Here is a 24,371-nt window from a genome sequence, read left to right as displayed (position 1 = left end):
TAAAAATGGGCTCTTCGAAACCAACAAAAACAACTTGTGAAAATGGACACGTTTATTATAAATCCAGTGAATGTCCCATTTGCCCAATTTGTGAAAAGCAGCGCAAACCTGATGAGGGATTTCTTTCTGAAATTGCCGCACCAGCCAGAAGAGCTTTGGAAGACAATAAAATTAATACCTTGGAAGAGCTCGCTACCTTTTCAGAAAAAGAAATTTTAAGTTTTCATGGAATGGGTAAAAGTGGGATAATTAAATTGAAAACTCTACTTAATAAAAAGGGATTGCATTTTAAAGATTGATAAATATGGAAGCCAAAAACTATAAAAATACGGAGGAATACATTTTACAATTTCCAAAGGATGTGCAAATTATTCTTAAAAAAATTCGTGAAACCGTATTAAAAACTGCACCAAATGCAATTGAGTCCATAAGCTATAGAATGCCAGCTTTTAAACTGAATGGCAAGCCCTTGGTTTATTTTGCCGCATATAAAAACCATATTGGCTTCTATGCACTTCCGTCAGGAAACGAGGCTTTTAAGAAAGAGCTTTTAAATTACAAAACCGGAAAAGGCTCCATTCAATTTCCTATTAGTGAAGAAATTCCCTGGAAACTGATTCATGATATTGTAAAATTTAGAACGAAAGAAATTGAAGCTAAACTTAAAAAAAAATAAAAATCTATCGCTCTACTCCTTTCAACAACCAATCTTCCACTTTTACATTTTCATCTTTACTGTGAAGCACTGCAATATCACCCGTAGATTCAAATATTACCGCTCGTACTTGTGAAAGTTCCAAAACATTGGCCTCACGAAGCTTTGATCGTAAATCTGATTCAGTAACACGCGTCTTTTTTAGGTTTTCTTGCAGTATTTCTTCGCCATCCATTAACAGCAAAGGTTTGTTGTCGATTAATTTTTGGACTATTTCGAGTTTTCGAAGAATTGCCACTAAAACTTGAAGAATATAAACAGCTGCCAACCCTATAACTCCCTGCAACAAACTAACCGATTTCGATAAAACCGTTGTGGCGATTATTGAACCAATGGCTACTGTCATAGCAAAATCAAAACTGCTCATTTTCGAAAAACTGCGCTTGCCAGCAAGCCTTGTAAATATAATTGTGGCAAAATAGATTCCAATTGCCGTCAATACAATCGCAATCAGTGAAGTTGTTGATGCTTCAAACCATTTTTCCATAATTTTAATTTTTATATGTTTTTAAAAAATTACCTTCTGAATTTATAATACTCCAAATACGGATGCGGTGTTTTATTGATTGAATGAACAATGGCATCCATCCCCATAACGCTGAAGGTAATGCCATTTCCGCCAAAACCTAAAATATAATGTTCGTTCTTTTCAGCATCGGGTTTTCCAAAATACGGCAAACCGTCCTTTGTTTCCCCAAAGGTTCCCGCCCAGGAATAATCTGCAATGAATTCAATTTCGGGAAAACATTTTTTAAAGCTTTTTGTCAAATCTTTTTCCTTTTTCGGAAGTAATGCATCGCGGCGCATCGCGTTTTTAAAATCCCTATCGCCGCCGCCCATCACAATCCGGTTGTCGTCCGTACTTCTAAAATATAAATAGGGCGCATCCGTATTCCAATAAATACGCTCTTTAAAAGCTTTGGGAATGGTCTCAAAAGCTTCGGAAGCCAAGGCAAACGTGCTTTTGAGCTTTACAATATCCTCTTTCACGGTTTCGGTACTCTCATACCCGGTACAGTGCACAACGTGATCAACTTCAATTGTGAAACCATCTTTTGTTTTGGCAACGGTTTTGTCATTTTTGGTTTTTATTTCCTCCACAGAAGTTCTGTCATAAATCTCCAATCCTTTTTTACTGCAGTATTTCAAAATATCATTTGCCAGTGTATATACATCCATCACCGCTCCGGACTTTGATTCTATGGCGCCATAGGCTTTTAAACCAATTTTTTCAAGTTCTTCCTTGGAAAGCCATTTTACGTCAAAACCGTGTTCCTGTCTTGCTTTGAATTCATTCTTTAAAAATTCTAAATCCTTCTTAGTAGAAGTAAAATATACACTTTTCATATATTTAAACCCACATTTACTTCCAACTGAAGTAGCAATTTTTCTTATTTCCTTTATGGCATTTTCACAATTTTGATAACTGGAAACGGCGCAGGTTATGCCCACTTGTTCTATTAACTTATGCAAAGGCACATCAATTTCATATTGAAGCATTGAGGTGCTTGCCGCCGTGCTGCCGTTGCAAATATCCCTTCGGTCAACCATCACGATTTTTTTTCCTTCACCTATAAGTTTATAGGCCATAAGTGCGCCCGTTATTCCCGCTCCAATAATTAAAATGTCTGCTGAAATAGTTTTTGTAAGCGAAGGATAGCTTTGTGGAAGGGCATTTTTAATTAACCAATAAGGTTCGTTTGAACGGATATCCATAATCTTTCTTTTTCTTTGAAAGTTAGTCAAACAATAGGCTGAAGCTATACTCTTTAATATTTATTTATAGATTTTCTTTTCTATAAACCTTAAAATCCTTTAACATCAAGCGTTAAACACTTCTCAATTGTGAAATTGCTAAGATTGTTTTATCGTGAGAATGAATAATTTTAAATAAAAACTAAAACAAATAAACTATGAAAACTACACTCGAAAAAGCAAAAGAACAGAACCACGAGAAATTAGTGGATAATTTACAGGAACTTTTGGAGAAAAATTATGATGCTCAAAAAGGGTTTAAAAAGGCAATGGAAGATGCAAAAAACCCAAGATTGAAAACTTTTCTTCAACATCAGGCTGCGCAAAGAAGCCGTTTTACGAATGAACTTACGCAGGAAATTAAAAATTTAAATGAAGAGCCAAAAGAAAGTGGAAGCTTTACTGGAGATCTTCACCGCACTTGGATAGATATTAAAAGTGCTTTATCTGGTAATGAAGATGAGGCCGTACTTGAGGAATGTATTAGAGGTGAAAAAGCAAGTTGGGAAGAATACAGCAATAAACTTAAAAGTGAAAATTTCCCACCAAACATTTCCAATGTTATTCAAAAACAAGCATCAGAGATTCACAACACCCTGAATAGGGTAAAAACTTTAGAGGATTTGGCCGATGATTAATTTCATAAGTAATTAATTTTAAAAAAACCCCTTCAGCAAAAGCTGAAGGGGTTTCCTTTTTTGGTTGGTTATTTGGTGATTACTCTTTTATCAAGCGTTTCACAGTGCTTGCACTGTCACCAATAATCTGTACCATATAAACTCCAGAAGCAAGTGATGAAACATCTACTGCTTTCACACCTTGCATAGTGCGAAGGTCTGTCTGGATTACAAGTTTTCCGTTTATGTCATAGATCATCATTTTCTCAAGAGAAATGTTTGTCTTGTTCACAAGGTTAACCACATTGTCCGCTGGGTTAGGGTATAATGCCAAACCTTTGTCCAATGAGTTTTCATCTACTCCAATAGTAGTTAGAACAGTAAGTTCAAACGTACAAGTTGAAACATTTCCATACTCGTCAGTAGCTGTCATTGTGATGGTGTAAGTGCCATCAGACAATGGAGTGCCTGGAGCAGGATCTTGAGATAGGATGGTTACAGGATCTGTACAGTTGTCATCTGCAATTGCCTCGCCGGTAGCGAAGTAATCTGGCAGGATGTAGAATAGGTTACCAGCTCCCGGATCAACAGTTTGATCTGCTGGGCAAGTAAGTTCTGGACCAAGGTTATCCACAACGTTTACTTCTGCAACACATGAAGCTATATTACCACTGGCGTCACTTACGAATACAGTTATCATTAAAGTTGTTCCAATATCTGAACAGTCAACCGTTGGAACATCGACCGCGATTGTGTCAATTCCGCAAGCTTCATCTATATTTGAAAGTAAGCTATAAGGATCAACAGTTGTAGTGCCATTAGGACCTAGTTCAATTTCTACAATGTTACCTGTTCCTGAAAGCTCATAGCTAAGATCAAAATTATCTACACCGGCAGCCCAGCCCCAGCCGCCAAGATCGTCATAAGTGTAACGAACCTGAAACGCTGCATTAGCATATGCGGTAACGTCAATTAATTCTGTTTGGATGTTTGGGACCAAATCGGCATCGTAAAGTGCAATTTGTTGCCAAGCTGAGCCATCATATACCTCAACAGTAAATATTTGGTCTCCAGATTCCTGAAAGGCAACATCATAGCCAACGTTTGCTGTTGTTGCATCCGTAAGGTCATATACCGGGGAAGACAGCACTACTTTATTGGTCTGGCCAATACCAGCTGCATCATCATTAAAGATTGCTGCGTTGGTAGCGAAATCGTCGCCGTTAGGCATAGCTCCTGAGCCAAAAGCCCAATCTGCATTTCCGGCCAAGATTTCAGTTGTCCAACCGTTTGGAAGAGTAGAACCTTCAAAATCTTCTGTTTCGGAAAAGGTATTTGTGGCTCCACAGGTAATTACGGGTGCTATGTTGTCTATAATATTCACAGTAGCGGTGCAAGTAGAAACGTTTCCACTGTCATCGGTAACCGTCACTTCAACAAGGCTTTCTCCTAAGTCTGCACAAGTAAAATCAGCAGTGGTATTGCCATTCACTGTAGTGGTATAACCGCAAGCTTCCGTTACGCTCTGTAAAAGGGTGTTTGGGTCAATACTCGCCATTCCGTTTGCGTCCAGATAAACATCGATTGCAGAAGTAGTTGGTGCAACATAAATCTGTCCTACGTTAATTGTTCCAGGTGTAGCTGCTGTTGGTGCGTTCCAAATAAAATCAGCATAGTAAGTACCTGTTCCATTTAATTGTAATGATTCTCCTACAGGAGTTCCACTAGCTTCTGAAACACCTATGTCTATAGATGTAAGACCACTTGCCACACCATCAACCGCGGTAAAACTACCTTCGTAGCTCAAAAACTGAATAACATTTCCATTATTCACCAAAGCGATACCGTCAGGCGAACCATTTTGAATGTCTGCTATTTCAAAGTTAACAGCGCCAAAACCATTGCCTTCATCATCAATGGTTCCACTTAAATTAACAGTGTTGTATTCAGTACCTCCATTTCCGTTATAAAGAACTATTGAGTATGTACTCAAATTCGTACCTGAAGGGCCGGCAATTTCTATAGCTTCACCTTCATCAGCTCCTGCATTATCATAATGTATCTCATTGATAAATACAGATGGTCCAGATGCTTCGCCCAAGCAAGTAATTATAGGGGCAGTAGTGTCCTGAACTGTAACAGTGGCAGTGCAAGTTGATGAATTTCCGGCATCGTCAGTAACTGTGAGCACTATGTTGTTAGATCCAGTCATTGTACAATCAAACATTGAAATATCCAGACTTAAAGAAACAGCACCACAAAGGTCTGAAGAACCGTTATCTACTTCAGTTGGGTCAATAGTTGCAGTTCCTGTTATCGGATCCAACTCTATTATAATATTTTGACAAATAGCAATAGGCGCTTCATTATCAACAACAGTAATCGTAAATTGACACGTAGAGGTGTTATTATCGCTATCTGTTACGGAAAGCGTTACTGTATTGACCCCAACTGGAAATGTACTTCCACTTGCAGGCGTAGCAATAATTGATGAAGAAATATTTCCATCTTCAGCATCCATCGCAAAACCAGTAAAGCTTACTTCCGCACCGCATGTTCCAGCTGCATTGTTTACTGTAATATCAGCCGGACAAGTTATAGTTGGACTTGAGCCGGAACCAGAGCCCACAAAAGTTTGTCCCGTATTAATAAGTCCTGATGAAGCAGCAGTTGGACCACTCCATGTAAAATCACCGTACAAACTACCTGTTCCTATAAGCTGTAATGATTCACCAATGGGAGAAGAACTCGGCTCAGACACTCCAATATCTGTTGAGGTCATTCCGTTTGCAGTTCCCGAAGTAGCTGTAAAGGAACCTTCATAGCTCAAAAATTGGATTACAGTATTGGTGGCATCTATTAATGCCAACCCGTCAGGAGCTCCGTTTTGGATTCCTGAAGCTAAAAAACTAACAGCTCCAAATCCAGCTCCTTCGTCTGGAATTGTTCCGGATAAATTTATAGTTCCGTAGTCTGTACCGTTTGAACCGTTGTAAAGCTCAACCTTCCAGCCTGTTAAATCTGTGCCTGATGGTCCTGCTATTTCAAAGCCCTCATCCACATCTCCGCCTGTGTTGTCGTAATGTAATTCGTTAATAAAAACAGTTTGAGCTTGTGCAAACAAAACTGCTGAAAATAATAAAAGTGTTAATGTAATTTTTTTCATAAGTATAAAGTAATTGTTTTAAAAAGAAAATGTGTCTCACCAATCAGTTTGAATGCCAAGACACATCTTCGGTTAGTTAATATTCCACCTTAATGGAGGGAAATTCATAATGGTTTTTAATAAATTTTTAAAGGTCAAATATAATTTATAGCACACTTACATAAAAACCAAATGAGGTTAAATTATCATTAATTTTCAACGGGAATGCCTGCATTTTTAATGGCCGCAAAACCTCCGGCAACATCAACGACATTATGAATTCCGCGGCTTTTCAAAATGGAAGCAGCGATAACCGAGCGATAACCGCCAGCACAATGTATGTAGCATTTTTCGTTAGCAGGAAAATCATTTAAATAATCATTTAAAAATCCAAGAGGCGCATGTTTTGCCTCTGGAATATGCGCTCCTTTATATTCTCCATCGTTGCGGACATCAAAAACCGGAACGTTTTTTTCCAATTCTTCCTTAAATGCTTCCGCAGAAACCGATTCTAAGGTATCAATTTCCTTACCTGCGTTTTTCCAGGATTCAATTCCCCCACTTAAATATCCTAAAGTTCTGTCAAACCCAACTCTCGATAAACGGGTTACCGCTTCTTCTTCTCTTCCAGGAGAAACTACCAAGAGTATTTCTTGTTCAACATCTGCCAGCAGTGCGCCTACCCATGGGGCGAAACCGCCATCAAGACCAATAAAAATAGAACGCGGAATGTGGCCATCTATATATTCAATTTGATTGCGTACGTCTAGAACAATGGCGCCAGTTTCATTTGCCATTCTCTCAAAAGTGTTTGGATCCAATGGAGTGGTTCCTTGTGCCATTACTTCATCAAAGTTTGTATAACCTTCTCTATTCATTTTCACATTCATTGGAAAATATAAAGGTGGCGGAGCCAAACCATCGGTTACTTCCTTTATAAATTCCTCGCGGGTCATATCTGCACGAAGAGCATAGTTCATTTTCTTTTGGTTTCCCAAAGTGTCAACGGTTTCTTTCATCATATTCTTTCCACAGGCAGAGCCAGCTCCGTGTGCCGGATAGACAATAACATCATCAGCCAAAGGCATTATTTTGTTCCGAAGGCTGTCAAACAATATTCCTGCAAGATCTTCCTGTGTAATTTCATTCGACTTTTGTGCAAGATCTGGACGGCCCACATCTCCTAAAAACAAGGTATCACCGCTGAAAATTGCATAATCCTTCCCATTTTCATCTTTCAACAAATATGTTGTGCTTTCCATGGTGTGACCGGGTGTGTGAATTGCAGTAATAGTAACATCACCCAACTTATAAACTTCTTCATCCTTAGCCAATAATGCATCAAAAGATGGATTGGCGTGTGGACCATAAACAATTGAAGCTCCTGTTTGTTGGGCAAGTGTTATATGTCCGCTCACAAAATCAGCGTGAAAATGGGTTTCAAAAATATATTTAATGGTAGCGTTGTCGTTTTTTGCGCGCTCTAAATAAGGTTTTGTTTCCCTTAATGGGTCAATAATTGCAGATTCCCCGTTACTTTCTATGTAGTATGCACCTTGGGAAAGGCAACCAGTATAAATTTGTTCTACCTTCATTGTTTTTCTTTTTTTTTACAAATATAAGAATAGTATATTTTAAAAATTTTTAATGCATAATATTCACACTTATATTTTTCACAAAACTTTTGCATTAAGACATTCTACTTATTTTATCTTTACCAGTCAATCTTTAAATTTTAAATAATTAATTATGCGAAAATTAGCATTCATATTAATAGCTTTTCTTGTGGTATCTTGTTCCACAGAAAACAAACAGGAAACGGTAGTTCGCGAACTCGCCAAAAAGGATGCCATTGAAAAACTGCAACTTCCCGAAGGCACAAAGTTTATTGATGAGAATATAGAGTTGACTGAAACAGGAGAAGCCTCCATCGGAATAAGTTATATTGTAAAGGTTACCGTAAAATCACAAGACAAGGACGGTAAAGAAATTTTAAAAACTTATACTTTAAAATATAAAAAAGTTGGCGAAGGTGGCTTGTCACCAAATGATTACGAACTTACTTCTTTTGATTAACCTCATTTAATTCATTTATGAAAATTTTATTTATTGCCGCTTTTTCATCTTTAGTTTTTTCCTGTAATTCCACACAAAAAACTGTCGATCCGAAGGAGAAAATCGTTGAATACGCCAATACAATAACGGCACAGGATCTTAAAAAACATTTATACATTTATGCAGGTGATGAAATGGAGGGGCGAATGACAGGTACTAAGGGCCAGCATATGGCCGCCAATTATATACGTGATTTTTATATAAAAGAAGGTATCAAACCAGCTCCGGAAACGGATAATTATTTTCAGAACATTCCTGTCAGTTTTTTTGCAGCAAGAAGAGATCCTCAACCATCAGAAAATGTATTGGCATTTATTAAAGGCTCTGAAAAACCTGATGAGATTGTAATAATTTCAGCACATTTGGATCATGTGGGGACAGATAAAGACGGAAATGTTTTTAATGGCGCCGATGATGACGGGAGTGGAACAGTTTCAATTTTGGAAATTGCCCAAGCCTTTCAGCAAGCTGTAAAAGACGGCAATGGACCAAAACGCTCTATTTTATTTTTACATGTTACTGGTGAAGAAATTGGCCTATACGGCTCAAGATATTATACTGAAAACCCAATTTTCCCATTGGAAAATACTGTTTGTGATCTTAACATAGATATGATTGGCCGAATTGACCCCGAGAAAAAGGACAATCCGAATTATATCTATTTAATAGGAAGTAACAAATTGAGCCAAGAATTACAGGACGTTTCAACTGAAGCTAACAATAAGTACACAAATTTGGAATTGGATTATAAATATGACGATCCCAACGACCCAAACCGTTTTTACTATAGAAGCGATCATTATAACTTCGCAAAAAATAACGTGCCAATTATTTTTTATTTTAATGGCGTTCATGAAGATTACCATAAAATTACTGACACACCCGATAAAATTGAATATGATTTAATGGCAAAAAGGGCTCAGTTAATTTTTTACACTGCTTGGGAAATTGCCAATCGCGATAAAAGAATTACTGCTGATAAATTATAATATTTAAAAACAAAGAAGTGTTTTAAACGAAAAAATCCTCCCCAAAAAGGGAGGATTTTTATTTTCGGGTGGAAGACCGGTTTCGAACCGGCGACCTCTTGAACCACAATCAAGCGCTCTAACCAGCTGAGCTACAACCACCATTTATTGTGTTTTAAAACACAACTTCGCTAAGCGGACGCAAATATAAATCAATTATAACGGTTGCGCAATACTAACTTTGAAGAAAATTAAATTAAATCGAAAATTGAATTTACCGCAGGATATCTTTCCGTTGTAAAACCTTCGCCGTATTCTGTACCAATAAGTCTTCCCAAATCCTGTGCTCTGTACGTTATACTATCCCTAAAATTGGTTGAGGAGATTGGCGTTTCTGGTTCATCGGCTTCTTTTTGGTGAAATTGGCTTTTATAGGCAAAAACCGTTTCCAATTTTTTCTCCAAAAAACCCGTTACATCTACAACAAAATCCGGTTCAATATTTTTCCATTGAATATAATGGTAAACGTGTTTTGGACGCCAAGCTTTTTGATGATTGCCGTCCTGTATGGTTTCAATTTTTTGCAAACCACTTAAAAAACAAGCATCGCTGGCAAGTTTGCTGGCTTTTCCGTGGTCAATGTGGCGGTCGTCAATGGCGTTGCAAAGCACTATTTCTGGTTGGTATTTTCTAATGATTTTAATTATTTCCAATTGGGATGCGGCATTATTTACCAAAAACCCATCGGAGAATTCAAGATTATGCCGAAACTTTACACCTAAAATTTCAGCGGCATTTGCAGCTTCTTCATCGCGAATTTCAGCTGTACCTCGGGTTCCAAGTTCGCCTCGTGTAAGGTCTAAAATCCCCACTTTTTTTCCGTTGCTTATTTCCTTTGCCAGAGTTGCCGAACATCCCAATTCGACATCATCCGGGTGTGCGCCTATAGCAAGTATATCAATCTTCATATTTCTATTTTAAATTTTTTGCATTTTTGAAATCTTTTGGAAAGCTCCTTCCAAATCGGCGATAATATCTTCCGTTTCCTCAATTCCCACTGAAAAACGAAGCAAACCATCACTTATGTTTTGGCGTTTCCTTTCTTCAGCGGAAAGCAAAGCGTGCGAAGTTTTTGCAGGCGAAAGTATGGTAGATTCCACTCCCGCCAAACTCATTGATGGTTTTATCATTTTCAAAGCTTTTAAAAAATCTCCAACATTTAATGATTCATTTATTTCAAAAGAAAGCATTCCTGTGTAACCGTTCATTTGCTTTTTTGCAAGCTCGTGATCGGGATGGCGTTTTAGGCCTGGGTAGTAAACTTTTTCAACCAACGGATGTTTATCAAGCCATTTCGCCATTTTTTTGGCGTTCTTGTTTTGGGCTTTAACGCGAAGAACCATTGTTTTCATGCTGCGTTCCAACAGCCAAACTGTATAATCACTCAAGCTACCACCTAAGTTTTTTGCAAGGTTCCAGATTATTTTAATGTGTTCTTCACTTGCGGCCACCGCTCCCGCCAAAATATCACTATGCCCACCCATATATTTTGTGGCGCTGTGAATCATAATATCTATTCCGAAATCGGCCGGGGTTTGATTTACCGGGGAAGCAAAGGTATTGTCTATCATCGTTACAATACCTCGTTGTTTTGCTATGCGCGAAATCATTTCCAAATCTGTAATGCGCATCAGCGGGTTGGAAGGTGTTTCTACAAAGATAACCTTGGTGTTCTTCTGAATTTTTTCAGAAAAATCAGCTTCAGAAAAACCTTCAGCAAAAGAATATTCAATTCCGAATTTATGAAACTCTTCAACCACGAAATTATAGGTTCCACCATACAAAGTCTGCGGAAGTACTACGTGATCGCCTTTATGCAAAAACGCCAGCATTGTGGTGCTCACGGCCGCCATTCCACTTCCGAAGATAAGTCCGGCTTCACTTTTTTCAAGCATTGCTATTTTTTTACAAAGCGCCTCTTGGTTTGGCGTATTGAAGTAACGCGGATAACGCTTTACATCAACATCTTCATAAGCATAGCTGCTGGACATATACAAAGGCGAAACAGCTCCTTTAAATTGCTTGTCCTCTACTTCGCCAATGTGTGTACAGATGGTGTTAATTCCTATATTTTTTGATTTCATTCTATAAAATTTTTCAAGGTGCTTAAAGGTATAAATAACTGGGAAGAAAATCCCAAATTTCAAAAACCAAATCCCAAATAAATCTCAGATTGGAAATTTTAAAGCAAATATTTTCGATATTGATTTTTTAGGATTTACTTTTTAATTGGAATTTGGGATTTCATTATTGGGATTTACTTTTCCTATCTTTATAAAAAATTATCGCTATTAAATTCTCAAAATGAAATTACTGTTAACTCACATAAAAGAATTGCTTCAAGTCCGTGAAAACTGCCCCGCAAAACTCAGCGGAGAAGAAATGAAAGAACTCCCAACATTAAAAAACGCTTGGGTTTTTATAAACCATGGCGTGATTGAAGATTACGGAACTATGGATAAAATGGGACCACACCAAGGATTTAAAACTTTGGATTGCAGTGGAAAAATAGTGCTGCCAGCGTGGTGCGACAGCCACAGCCACCTTGTTTATGCTGGAAATCGGGAACAGGAATTTGTAGATAGGATTAACGGTTTAACCTACCAAGAAATCGCTGAAAAAGGTGGTGGAATTGTGAACAGTGCAAAAAAATTGCAAGAAACTTCGGAAGAGGATTTATATCATCAATCCGCCTCAAGGTTAGAAGAAGTGATGCGTCTCGGAACGGGTGCCATTGAAATAAAAAGTGGCTATGGATTAACAACAGAAGCCGAACTAAAAATGCTTCGGGTGGCGAAAAAGCTTTCTGAAGAATATCCTATTACCATCAAAACCACATTTTTGGGTGCGCATGCAATTCCCACAGAATATAAAGGTAATAAAGATGGTTATCTGGATTTGTTATGCAACGAAATGCTTCCTAAAATAGCCGAAGAAAAGCTAGCTGAATATGTGGATATTTTCTGTGAAGAAGGCTATTTTTCGGTTGCGGATATGGAACGGATTCTTTCCGAAGGGAAAAAACACAACCTAATTCCGAAAGTACACGTTAATCAATTCAACAGCATTGGCGGAATTGCAGCTGCAGTAAAACACAACGCTTTGAGTGTAGATCATTTAGAGGTTTTAACCGATGAAGATTTGGAAGCACTCAAAAATTCGAACACTATGCCAGTAGCACTTCCCTCCTGCTCTTATTTTTTGAGTATTCCATACACACCGGGCAGAAAAATGATTGATGCCGGATTGCCTTTGGCCCTCGCCACAGATTACAACCCAGGTTCCACGCCCAGCGGCAATATGAATTTTGTAGTTGCAACAGCCTGTATAAAAATGAGACTCACGCCAGAAGAAGCCATAAACGCAGCAACCGTGAACGGTGCATACGCAATGGGTTTAAGCAAAACTCACGGCAGCATCACAAGGGGTAAAAAGGCCAACCTCATCATTACAAAACCAGTTCCGTCCTATGGCTATTTGCCGTATGCTTTTGGGAGTAATTTGATCGATTCAGTAATCATTAATGGCAAGGAAGTAAAATGAGTCTTTTGAAAATTTATTCCGAAAAAGACATTGCTTCCTTTATAAAAAAAAGAGCTGGGGAAACCAAATTTGGTGAAAAAGTAGCTTTCGTTAAAACACTTGAAGATATAAAAAATAATTCAACAAAATATGTGCTTTTAGGAATTCCAGAAGATATTGGCGTTCGTGCAAACTACGGAAATCCAGGGACCTCAAAAGCTTGGGAAGCCGCTTTGGGAAGTCTTTTAAATATTCAGCACAACCATTTAACCAATGCTGAAAATGTGATTCTTTTGGGAGAAATAGACTGCGACACTCAGATGAAGCAAGCAGAAAACATCTCCAAAGAAGAAAATCATTATGCTGAAGAACTAGGCGAATTAGTTACCCAAATTGACCATAAAGTTTCTGAAGTCATAAAAGCAATTGTTGAAGCTGGCAAATTCCCAATAATCATCGGCGGCGGTCACAACAATAGTTTTGGAAATTTAAAAGGCACCTCCGAAGCTTTGCAAAAACCAATAAACTGCATCAATTTTGATGCACATACAGATTTTCGTCCGTTAGAACATAGGCATAGCGGCAATGGGTTTTCGTATGCTTTCGTGGATGGTTATTTGAAAAAATATTTCGTATTCGGACTTCATAGAAATTATACTTCGGAAGCGGTTTTCAATTCAATTGAAAAAAATTCGCGCAGAGTCAATTTCAATCTTTTTGAAGATATTTCAGTGAAACATAAACTAACTTTTTCCGAAGGATTAAAAGATGCCAAAAATTTCTGCTGCAACGAAAATTTTGGAATTGAGTTGGATATGGACGCCATAGAATTTATGGGAAGCAGTGCTATTACTCCCAGCGGATTTACTTTGACCGAAGCCCGACAGTTTGTTTCTTATTTTTCAAAAATTGAGAATGCTAAATATCTTCATATTTGTGAAGGATCGCCATTGGCAGGAGTTTTTACGAATCAAGTGGGGAAAGCGATTACTTATTTGATCAGCGATGTTATTTCTTAAAAAAATGCAAAAAAAACTAAGCAACTATTTCTTTCTTAGTATCTTCAAAAAAAAATCAAATGAAACAACTTACTTTTTTATTTATTCTAGCAATTGTATTTACAGCCTGTAAAAACACTTCGGAAAAATCCGAAACCAAAGCAACAATCAATACTCCGCTTGGGGAAGTTGATGCGGGGGAAGCCGCAACTGAAAATGGTTTTATTATTAATCCTATAGAACACGCCAGCATGGCCCTCAATTGGGATGGAACCATAATTTATGTAGATCCTGTGGGCGGAAAAGAAGCATTTTCCGATTATACAGAGCCAGATATGGTTTTGGTTACAGACATCCACGGTGACCATATGGATATTCCTACTCTTGAATCAATTGTTAATGATGGCACCATAATATATGCCCCAAAAGCAGTTTTTGAAAAAATGCCTGAAAGTCTTCAAAATAAAACATCGGTTATTAATAATGGCGAAATTACCAACGATTTTGAAATGACAATTGAGGCAATCCCAATGTACAATCTTCGTCCTGAAGCATTGAAATTTCACGAAAAAGGAAGAGGAAATGGGTATGTGCTTGAAAGAAATGGAAAGCGTATTTACATTTCCGGCGACACCGAAGATATACCTGAAATGCGCAATCTTAAAAATATTGATATTGCCTTTATTTGTATGAACCTTCCCTATACAATGAACGTTGAAAAAGCAGCCGAAGCCGTGCTGGCATTCAAACCAAAAACTATTTATCCCTATCATTATAGAGGTACGGAAGGTCTGAGCGATGTTGCAAAATTCAAATCATTGGTTGAAGCTGGAAACCAAGATATTAAGGTTACTCAATTGGATTGGTATCCGAAAAAATAATAACGATATTTACAATAACGAACTAAAGTGTATTCTTGTAAAACCCAAATTCTAAAACGCCATTGATGAAAAACTACAAACCACGCCTTAACTTAATTGCACTTATAGCATTTTCCGCGCTACTATTTATTGGATGCAAAAACAATTCTGAAGAAAATTCCGAAGAAAAAGAAATTGGAAAGATGGAATATCCAGCAGAATGGATGTACAATCAACGCGCTTATCCAAATAACTACATAAACAAAGAAGCTTATAAAGAAGCCATTCTGCAATCAAAACAAATTCTTGCCAATAGATCTCCCGAGCAAGCCGGGGAATGGACTTTTATTGGTCCTTTGAACACTGGAGGACGCATTACCGATGTTGCCATCGCCCCCGACAACGATGATCATCTTTATGTGGCCACAGCAACGGGAGGAATTTTCAGAAGTTATGATGCCGGAGCAAACTGGACCCCTATTTTTGATGAAGTAACAAAGCCTTCTATCGGCGATATTGCAATAGCACCTTCTAACCCACAAATAATTTATGCTGGAACCGGCGAAGCCAACGGAAGCGCAACAGATGGCGCCTACTTTGGTGATGGAGTTTATAGAAGTAATGATGCGGGAGATACTTGGACAAACGTTGGTCTGCCAGAAAGCAATCATATTGGTCGCATTGTAGTTGATCCCACAAATCCTGATCGTGTTTTTGCTGCAGCTACCGGAGAATTATATGGTAAAAATGTGGAAAGAGGAATTTATAGAACTACCAATGGCGGAACAAATTGGGAAAAGGTATTATTTGTAACTGACTCAACCGCGGCAATTGATGTTGCAATGAATGTTGCAAATACAAATATTATTTATGCAGCAATGTGGGAGCGTACTCGTAAACCTTGGCAACGGGATTATGGCGGAGTAACTTCAGCAATTCATCGTTCTATGGATGGTGGCACAACGTGGACTGAACTTGGTGCTGCCAACGGTCTTCCCGCTCCAAATGTCCAAACCGGACGTATTGGTATTGCTGTTTCAGAATCAGATCCTTCAACGGTTTATGCACGTTTCACAACTAATGAAATTACCAATGAATTCAATGGCCTTTACAAATCAACAGACAATGGCGATAACTGGACCTTAGTAACATCGGCAGGAGCTTTGAGTGGGATAGACGCAAACTTTGGCTGGTACTTTGGAAACGTTCGCGTAAACCCAACAAATTCATCCGAAGTTTATATTGTAGGATTCGACATTGCGAAATCTACCAATAGCGGTTCGTCTTGGAATACGCTGAACGGAATGCACGTTGATCATCACGCGTTAGATTTTTCACGAACAAATAGCAGTTTTATGCTCGCCGGAAACGATGGTGGGGCATATATTTCCAATAACGGCGGAAACAGTTGGACGCATTTTGAAAATCTTCCGATTACCCAATTCTACAACATAGAAGTTGATTATCAGCATCCTGAAAGACTTTATGGTGGAACTCAGGATAACAATACAATACGCACACTCACAGGTAGTGCAAATGATTGGAATTCTATTATTGGGGGTGATGGTTTTCACGTAAATGTTGACCCAATTGATAATAATTATGTTTATGGCGAATCGCAATATGGAAATCTACGTCGATCAACAAATGGCGGAAACTCTTTTCAAAATGGAACTAACGGTATAAGTGGAAGCGATCGTGTAAATTGGAATACTCCTGTTATTCTTTCGCCTTTCAATCCAGAAATGATGTTTTACGGAAGCAACAAATTATACACATCCAGTAGAGCGGTTTCTTGGACCGCAATTAGCCCAGATTTAACAGACGGCCTTCACCCAAGCGGTTCTTTGGCTTTCGGAACGCTTACGGCAATTGCAGCTTCATATAATAATCTGGACGTTATTTACACTGGAAGCGACGATGGGAACGTGAATGTAACTTTTGACGGCGGAACAACTTGGACAAATGTAAGTGCTGGTCTTCCCGATCAATACATCACTTCTATCGCAATGGTTCCAAGTGATGATATGATTGCGTATGTTACTGTTTCCGGGTTTAAATATTTAGATTATACGCCTCGCGTTTTTAAAACTACGGATGGCGGGCAGAATTGGACAGATATTTCTTCAAATTTGCCAAACATTCCGGTGAACGATATTATTACGTATCCTGCGGAAAATATTCTTTTTGTTGCTACAGATTTGAACGTGTGGTATTCCAAGGATGACGGTGCAAACTGGACCATTTTAGGAAACAATCTGCCGCTTACGGTAGTGATGGATTTAAAATTCCACGAGCCAACCCAAACGCTTTATGCGGGAACTTTTGGAAGAGGAATGCACAGTTATGATATAAGTGATATTTTGAGTGTGGACAATACTGAATTGACTTCAAACTCAATTAAAATTTATCCAAATCCAGCTACTTCAGAATTTACTATTTCGCAAAATCTTTCTGAGGAAGGAACGGTTCAGCTTTACGATATTTCGGGGAAAAAGATAAAAAGTTTGTTCAATGGAAATTTCGGAACAAATAAAACCATAACAGTAAAAACCGATGGAATTGCTGCTGGAGTTTATTTTGTGAAAGTGAATATTGGAAAGCAATCCGTTACCAAAAAGCTGATTATCAATAAATAATTTTAAAGTTTTAAAACAAAAAGCCCGATTCAAAAACTGAATCGGGCTTTTTTGCTTTTTATATATTTCTTTTTACTGTTTCTCGCAAACGACGCCCCAAATGGGCAAAGCATTTTTTGCAGTATTTATCTTCACGTTTTCTTCGTCAATTACCTTAAAATCTGCAGACCCTGAATAGTTGGCGTCAAAAATTGCAGCCAATGAAAACTTTGGTTTCTTAAAATTTAACGTTTTCCAATTCCCATCAGAAGTATAGGTTCCCTTTTCTGAAATGGTGATTGTTTTTTCGTCAGTGTCAGGCTGCGGAATACTTTTAAAGTCGAATTTGAAAGTGTTGTTTTCAAAAAGTTGCAATGAAATTGAAGCTACCCCATTTCCTAAACTTTTATAAGAAACAGCCTCACTTTTTCCCAAAACAACTTCTTTGGAATCCTTTGAAGATTTCACAGCAGTCTTTTTACTTCCGCAGGAAGAAATGGTTATTAAAAATGCAAGCAGCAATATATTTTTCCACATATTTTATCGTATCAATTTTTTGTATTTGATTCGCTTCGGCATTAAATCGCCACCCAAACGTTTCTTTTTATTTTCTTCGTAATCACTGAAACCGCCCTCAAAATAATACACTTCACTATTTCCTTCGAAAGAAAGAATATGCGTACAGATTCTATCTAAAAACCAACGGTCGTGGCTAATAACCACGGCACATCCCGCAAAGTTCTCCAAACCTTCCTCTAAGGCACGAAGTGTGTTTACGTCCAAATCGTTTGTTGGCTCATCCAACAAAAGCACGTTTCCTTCTTCTTTTAAAGTCATCGCCAAATGCAAACGGTTTCGTTCCCCACCAGAAAGCATCGAAACTTTTTTATTTTGCTCGCTTCCGCTAAAGTTGAAACGGCTCAAATATGCTCGTGAGTTCACTTGCCGTCCGCCCATCATAATCAATTCCTGACTATCGCTGAAGTTTTCCCAAATGGTTTTATCTGGGTTAATATTGGAATGCGCTTGGTCAACGTAAGCGATTTTTGCAGTCTCGCCAACTTCAAAAGTACCTTTGTCAGGCGTTTCCTCGCCCATAATCATTTTGAAAATAGTGGTTTTACCAGCACCGTTAGGACCGATAATTCCAACAATTCCTGCTTGGGGAAGTTTGAAATTCAAATCCTCGTAAAGCAGTTTATCGCCAAATGCTTTTGAAACACCTTTGGCTTCAATAACATTTGTACCCAAACGCGGTCCGTTCGGGATGTATATTTCCAGTTTTTCGTCCAATTGTTTTTGGTCTTGGCTCAACAGCTTGTCGTAATTCTGCAAACGAGCTTTTTGCTTTGTTTGTCGGCCTTTCGCACCTTGACGAACCCATTCCAACTCTCGCTCCAAAGTTTTTTGACGTTTTCCAGCTGTTTTTTGTTCCTGTGCCAATCGCTTTGATTTTTGATCAAGCCAAGAAGAATAGTTTCCTTTCCAAGGAATTCCTTCTCCCCTGTCCAATTCCAAAATCCAACCTGCAACGTTGTCCAAGAAATATCTATCGTGGGTTACGGCAATCACCGTTCCTTTGTATTCTGAAAGGTGATGTTCCAGCCAATGAACACTTTCGGCATCCAAGTGGTTTGTTGGCTCATCAAGCAGCAACACATCTGGTTCTTTAAGAAGTAATCTGCAAAGCGCAACCCTTCTTTTTTCACCACCAGAAAGTACGCTGATTAGTTTATCTGGCTCGGGCGTACGCAGCGCGTCCATCGCTATTTCAAGCTTAGTGTCCAATTCCCAAGCGTTTGTAGCATCAATTTTATCTTGGAGCTTGGCTTGCTTTTCCATCAATTCGTCCATTTTTGCCGCGTTTTCATAAACCTCAGGCAAACCGAACATATCGTTTATTTTGTTGTATTCGTCAAGAATATCAACTACTTCCTGCACGCCTTCCTTTACTACTTCCAAAACAGTTTTGGATTCATCCAGCTTAGGTTCTTGTTCCAGATAACCAACGGTATAACCTGGTGCGAAAACAACATCGCCTTGATAGTTTTTTTCTTCCCCAGCAATAATTCGCAATAAAGTGGATTTACCACTTCCGTTAAGACCAAGAATACCAATTTTGGCACCGTAAAAGAAGCTTAAATATATATTTTTAAGTACAGGAGTCTGGGCGCTTTGATAGGTTTTGGTCAACCCAGACATTGAAAAGATTACTTTTTTATCGTCGGACATTTCGAGTATTAATTAAGGTTTTTGTAGAAAATTTTATTTTGTAGAATTGGTTTTTATACCCTTCCTTTTAAAGCATTAAAAACCCAAGCAATGGCGAAGAAGCCAATACCTACGGCAGCAAACCCCCATCCAGCAACATCGTCATAGCGGAAGGCGCCCATCCCAATGAGTACGACTCCTACAACAATCATAATAAAAGTGGCCCAGGCAAGTACAGTGTTTTTATTCATTCCCATAATCTATTTCTGTTTGGTTGATTTTTTTTTAAGTCGCAAATTTACGAGCAAAAACAAATATCGGTAATATAAAATAGATTTTCGTTAACAAAATGTCATAGTTTTTAAAAGGAGTTAGCGAAAAGTAAATTGCTAATAGTTTTAATAAATCAGCTTTAAACTTTGAACTTTCAACCCAAAACTTTGAAGCATTTTGTATTTTAGCGCAAATATACTTTTTAGATGGATTTAAACTTCAACAAAAACGAAGATCACAATAAACTGCTGGTTTCAGATTTAAGAAATAGACTGGCAAAAATAAAACTAGGCGGCGGGCAAAAACGTATTGACAAACAACATAGCCAAGGCAAACTTACCGCCCGAGAGCGCATAGCCTATTTATTGGACGAAAAAAAACCAAGTATTGAAATCGGCGCCTTTGCGGGCGATGACATGTATGAGGAACAAGGCGGTGCCCCCAGTGGTGGTGTGGTTGTAAAAATTGGTTATGTGAAAGGAAAACAGTGCATCGTAGTGGCGAATGACGCTACCGTGAAAGCGGGCGCTTGGTTTCCTATAACTGCGAAAAAGAATCTTCGTGCACAGGAAATTTCCATTGAAAACCGTTTGCCTATAATTTATTTGGTGGATAGCGCTGGCGTTTATTTGCCTATGCAGGATGAAATTTTCCCCGATAAGGAACACTTCGGAAGGATTTTTAGGAATAACGCCGTAATGAGCAGTATGGGCATCACCCAGATTGCAGCGGTGATGGGCAGTTGCGTTGCTGGCGGCGCGTATCTTCCAATTATGAGTGACGAGGCTTTGATTGTTGACAAAACCGGAAGTATTTTTCTTGCTGGAAGTTATTTGGTAAAAGCCGCCATTGGCGAAAGCATTGATAACGAAGAATTAGGCGGCGCGACAACGCATTGCGAAGTTAGTGGCGTTACCGATTATAAAGCGAAAGACGATAAAGATGCTTTGGATAAAATAAAAAATATAGTCTCCAAAATTGGTGATTTTGACAAAGCGGGTTTCAACCGTGAAAAAGCTATAAATCCAAAGGAAAAACAAGAAGATATTTACGGAATTCTACCAAAGTCGCGCGCAGAGCAATACGATATGCGCGAAATCATAAAACGCCTCGTGGACAATAGTGATTTTGAAGAATATAAAGAAGGCTATGGACAAACAATCCTTACTGGCTATGCTCGCATTGACGGTTGGGCTGTTGGAATTGTTGCCAATCAGCGTACTTTGGTAAAAACTACAAAAGCCAAAACCAAGCCGAGCGAAATGCAATTTGGCGGCGTGATTTATAGCGATAGTGCTGATAAAGCAACGCGATTTATTGCAAATTGTAACCAAAAGAAAATCCCGCTGGTATTTTTACAGGATGTTACCGGGTTTATGGTAGGCAGCAAAAGCGAGCACGGCGGGATTATAAAGGATGGCGCAAAAATGGTAAATGCCGTTAGCAACAGCGTTGTTCCAAAATTTACGATTGTGATTGGCAACAGTTACGGCGCCGGAAATTATGCAATGTGCGGAAAAGCATACGATCCGCGATTGATTGTTGCTTGGCCCAGTGCCGAACTTGCAGTAATGAGCGGTAACAGTGCTGCTAAAGTATTGCTTCAAATAGAAACCGCTTCGCTTAAAAAGAAAGGCGAAACCATAACACCAGAAGTTGAAAAAGAAATGTTCGATAAAATTAAAGCGCGTTACGATCGACAAATTTCTCCATATTATGCAGCTTCCAGAATTTGGACAGATGCCGTGATAGATCCTTTGGACACTAGAAAATGGATTTCCATGGGTATTGAAGCCGCTAACCATGCGCCTATTGAAAAAGCTTTTAATCTTGGAGTTATTCAAGTTTAAAAAGAAACAACTCTTCCAAAACAAGAGAATAATTAATTAGATAATATACTGACTTTCATTACTTTTGGAATATAAGTTAAGTATAAACTTTAATCCAATCTGCTTATGAAATTCAACCCTACCACACTCCGCAAAATGGGTTGGCGTTGTTTTGCACTTATGTGGGTTCCATTCATTACATTGTTTGTTGGTATGTGGGATATGCCTGAGGGTTCCTATGATTTTGACGAAATTCCAAAACTTACGCAGTATTCAATCATTGCATTGTCAATTTTATTTGCACTTACCTTCATCTTTTTTATTGGATCGATAGTTATTTCTCAAAAATCTAAAAACAATTTGTTGAAAAAAGGGAAAGAAGCCCCTGCCAAAATTATACGCGTTTATGAAACCGGAACCACCGTTAACAATTCTTATATGGTAGGTTTTGATCTTGAAGTAATGCCAAAAAACGCAGTAAAATTCAATACCACTATTGAGCAGCTCATCTCGCGCCTTCGCATTCACGAATTTGAAGTAGGAAACAAGGTACTAGTAGCTTATGATCCCGAAACTCAAGACGCAATCATTCTTGGTAAGATTGAAGGAGAGTTGGCTTCTTAATCAAAGGAAGGAAATTCATATCATTTCCACAGTTGCCGTTCGCATTAACTTCCCGGTTTCGGTATAGAAAAACTGAGGTAGGAAATATATTTTTTTTGGTTTTTCATAAGCTGAAAGCGTTTCAAAAGCTTCTGAAAAATCTTCAAGTTGCACATGCTTTTCACCTTCAATTATCAAAATAACCCGTTCGCCCAAAGCATCATCTTTTTCCGAAGCTATAAAAAATGACTGGTTTATGTAGATTGAAAGTTTTTCCTCAACCGCTTCGGGGTGTACTTTTATGCCACCTGTATTTATAACATTGTCAATTCTTCCCAAAAATTTGAACGAGTTTGGTGAAATCAATTCAACCACATCATTAGTTGTAACTGTTTCCTCTGAAATTTCTGGAGCGTGAATTTGCAGACAATTTTTCTCGTTCAAAGAAAAATCCACATTTGGAAGAGCAGAAAAAATAGCTGATTTTTCGGTTCCGTTTATGGGTCGAACCGCAATATGGCTTATGGTTTCAGTCATTCCGTATGTTGCGAAAACCCGAGTATTTACTTTTTGTAATTGTTGCTCCAATTCTAACGGAACTGCTCCGCCTCCAACGATTAGCTTTTTCACTTTATGCAAATCTTTCAAAGAATGAAAAACCTGATACGGAACCATCGCCGTAAAGTTGAAATTTTCGTCGCTATTTTCAAGCGGATTTTTTTCGGGGGAGGTTGTATGCAAATCCCATCCTGCAATCATTCCCCTAACGAGCATCATTTTTCCGGCTATGTATTCCGAAGAAAGACACAGCAATGCTTTTGTATTTTCCCTTAAATCGAAATAAGTAACCGTAGCATTTGCACTGTTGAAAACTTGTTTTTTTTGAAGTTTAATTTCTTTGGGAGTTCCAGTGGAACCTGAGGTTTTTACCGTGATAAAATCATTTTCGTCAAGCCATTCCAAAATAAATTTCCCAATTGCAACTTCATCATCATTTCCATTTTCAAGTAAATGATTTGCCCGCATCCTTAAATCTTCCGCAGCAGGAAATGCTTCGCCGTTTAATTTAAATTTGGGATGCAACAATGGTTTCACTATTCAATAAAAGTTGAATTCGGGTTATTTTCTTCAGCTATAACAATGGGTTCTTCCACTTTTCCAAAAAGTTTTCCGCCCCAATCACTCCATTTATAGCGATATGCCATAATCAATAAGAAAATAGGGTAAAGAATTAAAACGGGAGCAATTACATCAAAACCAGCAGAAGGTTCTGAAATATCCTTTAAAACAGAATTGGTCTTAAAAACGGTCCAATCTGCAGTTACCAATAAAGCAGTAATCAAATTATTTCCTGCGTGAAAACCAAGGGCAAGTTCCATTCCTTCGTCCATGAGCGTCATAATTCCAAGGAAGAAACCTGTGCCGATGTAATAAACCATTATAATATTCCCGAGTTTATCAACTTCAGGATTTGCGAGGTGCAATCCCCCAAAAATTACAGAGGTAAGCACAAGCGGTAGCCATCTGTTTTTTGCCAAAACACCAATGCCCTGCATCAAATACCCGCGGAAAAGATATTCCTCAAAACTGGTTTGCAACGGAATCATAATGATTGCAATCACTGCAAGAATTAAAAACGGAACTAAATCAAATTGCAACACATAATCTTCTGGGTTGCTGTAATAATCCATTATGGTAACAACTAAGGTAGTGACCGTTATAATTCCAAAACCAAAAAAAATACGGCCCCAATCGGTTTTTTTACGTGAAGTTGTAAGCGTTACAAACCGTTGTCTGTGAAGGTAACGTACCACCAAATAAATAGCGAATAAACCCACGGCAAAACTTAAAAGCATCAAAAACAACGTGAGATTGGAATCCAATACAGTCATCATAACATTTGGGTCTTGAATGGATTCTATATCACCTCCATCAGACACTACTTTAAACATTACAGCAATTAAAAATGGAATTGAACCAAGTTGGCTAGCAAGAAAAATGATTATAAAACCTACGAGATAGCGCCACCATTCGTGAAGTGATTTAAAGGCTTGTTGTATGAACATTGTATTGAATTGAATA

The 24,371-nt window shown here is 38.3% G+C and carries 21 protein-coding genes, 1 tRNA gene and 1 pseudogene; 11 read left to right on the top strand and 12 right to left on the bottom strand.

The annotated features are described in order from the left end of the window. The first annotated feature begins 5 nt into the window (after window positions 1–5). Window positions 6–299, top strand: coding sequence for a hypothetical protein (locus tag Q2U82_RS10315; RefSeq protein ID WP_410004793.1), 294 nt, complete (start codon window positions 6–8; stop codon window positions 297–299). Between the two features lie 5 nt (window positions 300–304). Continuing rightward, window positions 305–676 (top strand): iron chaperone, encoded by a 372-nt coding sequence (locus tag Q2U82_RS10310; protein ID WP_410004792.1) that lies wholly within the window; start codon window positions 305–307, stop codon window positions 674–676. A 4-nt stretch (window positions 677–680) separates the two neighbouring features. Here Q2U82_RS10310 and Q2U82_RS10305 read toward each other — a convergent pair whose 3' ends face one another. Together Q2U82_RS10305 and Q2U82_RS10300 are read right to left on the bottom strand one after the other, a co-directional pair. Further along, window positions 681–1,202: a DUF421 domain-containing protein gene (locus Q2U82_RS10305; RefSeq protein WP_410004791.1), complete on the bottom strand. Its 522-nt coding sequence runs from the start codon at window positions 1,200–1,202 to the stop codon at window positions 681–683. 164 nt (window positions 1,203–1,366) lie between these two features. Beyond that, window positions 1,367–2,431: pseudogene (locus Q2U82_RS10300) on the bottom strand (NAD(P)/FAD-dependent oxidoreductase); the annotation flags it as partial. Between the two features lie 197 nt (window positions 2,432–2,628). On the opposite strand from Q2U82_RS10300, the gene Q2U82_RS10295 reads away from it, so the two are divergent. After that, a complete protein-coding gene (locus Q2U82_RS10295; RefSeq protein ID WP_410004790.1) occupies window positions 2,629–3,108 on the top strand; it encodes a ferritin-like domain-containing protein in 480 nt (159 codons plus the stop codon). A 79-nt stretch (window positions 3,109–3,187) separates the two neighbouring features. On the opposite strand, the gene Q2U82_RS10290 is transcribed toward Q2U82_RS10295, so the two are convergent. Together Q2U82_RS10290 and Q2U82_RS10285 are read right to left on the bottom strand one after the other, a co-directional pair. Then, window positions 3,188–6,253, bottom strand: a complete 3,066-nt coding sequence (locus Q2U82_RS10290) for an HYR domain-containing protein (RefSeq protein ID WP_410004789.1) — start codon at window positions 6,251–6,253, stop codon at window positions 3,188–3,190. Window positions 6,254–6,441: 188 nt separating this feature from the next. Further along, the gene (locus Q2U82_RS10285; protein ID WP_410004788.1) at window positions 6,442–7,827 is read right to left on the bottom strand and encodes an MBL fold metallo-hydrolase; all 1,386 of its coding nucleotides are present in this window, start codon (window positions 7,825–7,827) and stop codon (window positions 6,442–6,444) included. Between the two features lie 154 nt (window positions 7,828–7,981). On the opposite strand from Q2U82_RS10285, the gene Q2U82_RS10280 reads away from it, so the two are divergent. Both Q2U82_RS10280 and Q2U82_RS10275 read left to right on the top strand, forming a co-directional pair. Next, on the top strand, window positions 7,982–8,308 hold the full coding sequence (locus tag Q2U82_RS10280; RefSeq protein WP_410004787.1) for a hypothetical protein: 327 nt from the start codon (window positions 7,982–7,984) through the stop codon (window positions 8,306–8,308). A 17-nt stretch (window positions 8,309–8,325) separates the two neighbouring features. Next, a complete protein-coding gene (locus Q2U82_RS10275; RefSeq protein ID WP_410004786.1) occupies window positions 8,326–9,336 on the top strand; it encodes a M28 family metallopeptidase in 1,011 nt (336 codons plus the stop codon). 66 nt (window positions 9,337–9,402) lie between these two features. On the opposite strand, the gene Q2U82_RS10270 is transcribed toward Q2U82_RS10275, so the two are convergent. From Q2U82_RS10270 to Q2U82_RS10260, 3 genes are all read right to left on the bottom strand, one after another. Beyond that, window positions 9,403–9,478, bottom strand: a tRNA-His gene (locus tag Q2U82_RS10270). Between the two features lie 88 nt (window positions 9,479–9,566). Then, the gene (gene bshB1, locus Q2U82_RS10265) at window positions 9,567–10,283 is read right to left on the bottom strand and encodes a bacillithiol biosynthesis deacetylase BshB1 (RefSeq protein WP_410004785.1); all 717 of its coding nucleotides are present in this window, start codon (window positions 10,281–10,283) and stop codon (window positions 9,567–9,569) included. Between the two features lie 9 nt (window positions 10,284–10,292). Then, window positions 10,293–11,459 carry a trans-sulfuration enzyme family protein gene (locus tag Q2U82_RS10260; RefSeq protein ID WP_410004784.1) on the bottom strand — a complete coding sequence of 389 codons (1,167 nt, stop codon included), beginning with the start codon at window positions 11,457–11,459 and terminating at the stop codon, window positions 10,293–10,295. A 220-nt stretch (window positions 11,460–11,679) separates the two neighbouring features. Here Q2U82_RS10260 and hutI point away from each other — a divergent pair, with 220 nt between their 5' ends. The 4 genes from hutI to Q2U82_RS10240 all read left to right on the top strand — a co-directional run bounded on the left by hutI (window position 11,680) and on the right by Q2U82_RS10240 (window position 17,394). Next, entirely contained in the window at window positions 11,680–12,918 is a 1,239-nt protein-coding gene (gene hutI / locus Q2U82_RS10255; RefSeq protein ID WP_410004783.1) for an imidazolonepropionase, read from the top strand. Then, complete coding sequence (locus Q2U82_RS10250) at window positions 12,915–13,916, top strand: formimidoylglutamase (RefSeq protein WP_410004782.1); 1,002 nt, start codon at window positions 12,915–12,917, stop codon at window positions 13,914–13,916. Before hutI ends, Q2U82_RS10250 begins: the two co-directional genes overlap by 4 nt. Window positions 13,917–13,975: 59 nt before the next feature. Further along, the gene (locus Q2U82_RS10245; RefSeq protein ID WP_410004781.1) at window positions 13,976–14,776 is read left to right on the top strand and encodes an MBL fold metallo-hydrolase; all 801 of its coding nucleotides are present in this window, start codon (window positions 13,976–13,978) and stop codon (window positions 14,774–14,776) included. 65 nt (window positions 14,777–14,841) lie between these two features. Next, on the top strand, window positions 14,842–17,394 hold the full coding sequence (locus Q2U82_RS10240) for a VPS10 domain-containing protein (RefSeq protein ID WP_410004780.1): 2,553 nt from the start codon (window positions 14,842–14,844) through the stop codon (window positions 17,392–17,394). Window positions 17,395–17,466: 72 nt separating this feature from the next. On the opposite strand, the gene Q2U82_RS10235 is transcribed toward Q2U82_RS10240, so the two are convergent. Genes Q2U82_RS10235 through Q2U82_RS10225 form a run of 3 tightly spaced genes read right to left on the bottom strand, consistent with a single transcriptional unit; the run spans window position 17,467 to window position 19,841 of the window. Continuing rightward, entirely contained in the window at window positions 17,467–17,910 is a 444-nt protein-coding gene (locus Q2U82_RS10235) for a hypothetical protein (RefSeq protein WP_410004779.1), read from the bottom strand. Between the two features lie 3 nt (window positions 17,911–17,913). Continuing rightward, window positions 17,914–19,605: an energy-dependent translational throttle protein EttA gene (gene ettA / locus Q2U82_RS10230; protein ID WP_410004778.1), complete on the bottom strand. Its 1,692-nt coding sequence runs from the start codon at window positions 19,603–19,605 to the stop codon at window positions 17,914–17,916. A gap of 53 nt (window positions 19,606–19,658) precedes the next feature. After that, on the bottom strand, window positions 19,659–19,841 hold the full coding sequence (locus tag Q2U82_RS10225; RefSeq protein WP_068761345.1) for a CAL67264 family membrane protein: 183 nt from the start codon (window positions 19,839–19,841) through the stop codon (window positions 19,659–19,661). Between the two features lie 222 nt (window positions 19,842–20,063). Between Q2U82_RS10225 and Q2U82_RS10220 the strand changes: the two genes are divergently transcribed. After that, the gene (locus Q2U82_RS10220) at window positions 20,064–21,707 is read left to right on the top strand and encodes an acyl-CoA carboxylase subunit beta (RefSeq protein WP_410004777.1); all 1,644 of its coding nucleotides are present in this window, start codon (window positions 20,064–20,066) and stop codon (window positions 21,705–21,707) included. A gap of 105 nt (window positions 21,708–21,812) precedes the next feature. Then, a complete protein-coding gene (locus tag Q2U82_RS10215) occupies window positions 21,813–22,310 on the top strand; it encodes a hypothetical protein (RefSeq protein ID WP_410004776.1) in 498 nt (165 codons plus the stop codon). A 15-nt stretch (window positions 22,311–22,325) separates the two neighbouring features. Here Q2U82_RS10215 and Q2U82_RS10210 read toward each other — a convergent pair whose 3' ends face one another. Both Q2U82_RS10210 and Q2U82_RS10205 read right to left on the bottom strand, forming a co-directional pair. Further along, on the bottom strand, window positions 22,326–23,375 hold the full coding sequence (locus tag Q2U82_RS10210) for an AMP-binding protein (protein WP_410004775.1): 1,050 nt from the start codon (window positions 23,373–23,375) through the stop codon (window positions 22,326–22,328). An 8-nt stretch (window positions 23,376–23,383) separates the two neighbouring features. Then, window positions 23,384–24,355, bottom strand: a complete 972-nt coding sequence (locus Q2U82_RS10205) for a CPBP family intramembrane glutamic endopeptidase (RefSeq protein WP_410004774.1) — start codon at window positions 24,353–24,355, stop codon at window positions 23,384–23,386. Window positions 24,356–24,371: the final 16 nt, after the last annotated feature.

This window comes from Aequorivita nionensis (assembly GCF_046352995.1).
Taxonomy (GTDB): domain Bacteria; phylum Bacteroidota; class Bacteroidia; order Flavobacteriales; family Flavobacteriaceae; genus Aequorivita; species Aequorivita nionensis.
Note: the sequence above shows the minus strand (reverse complement) of the source record. Positions and strands in the feature narration are given on the sequence as shown.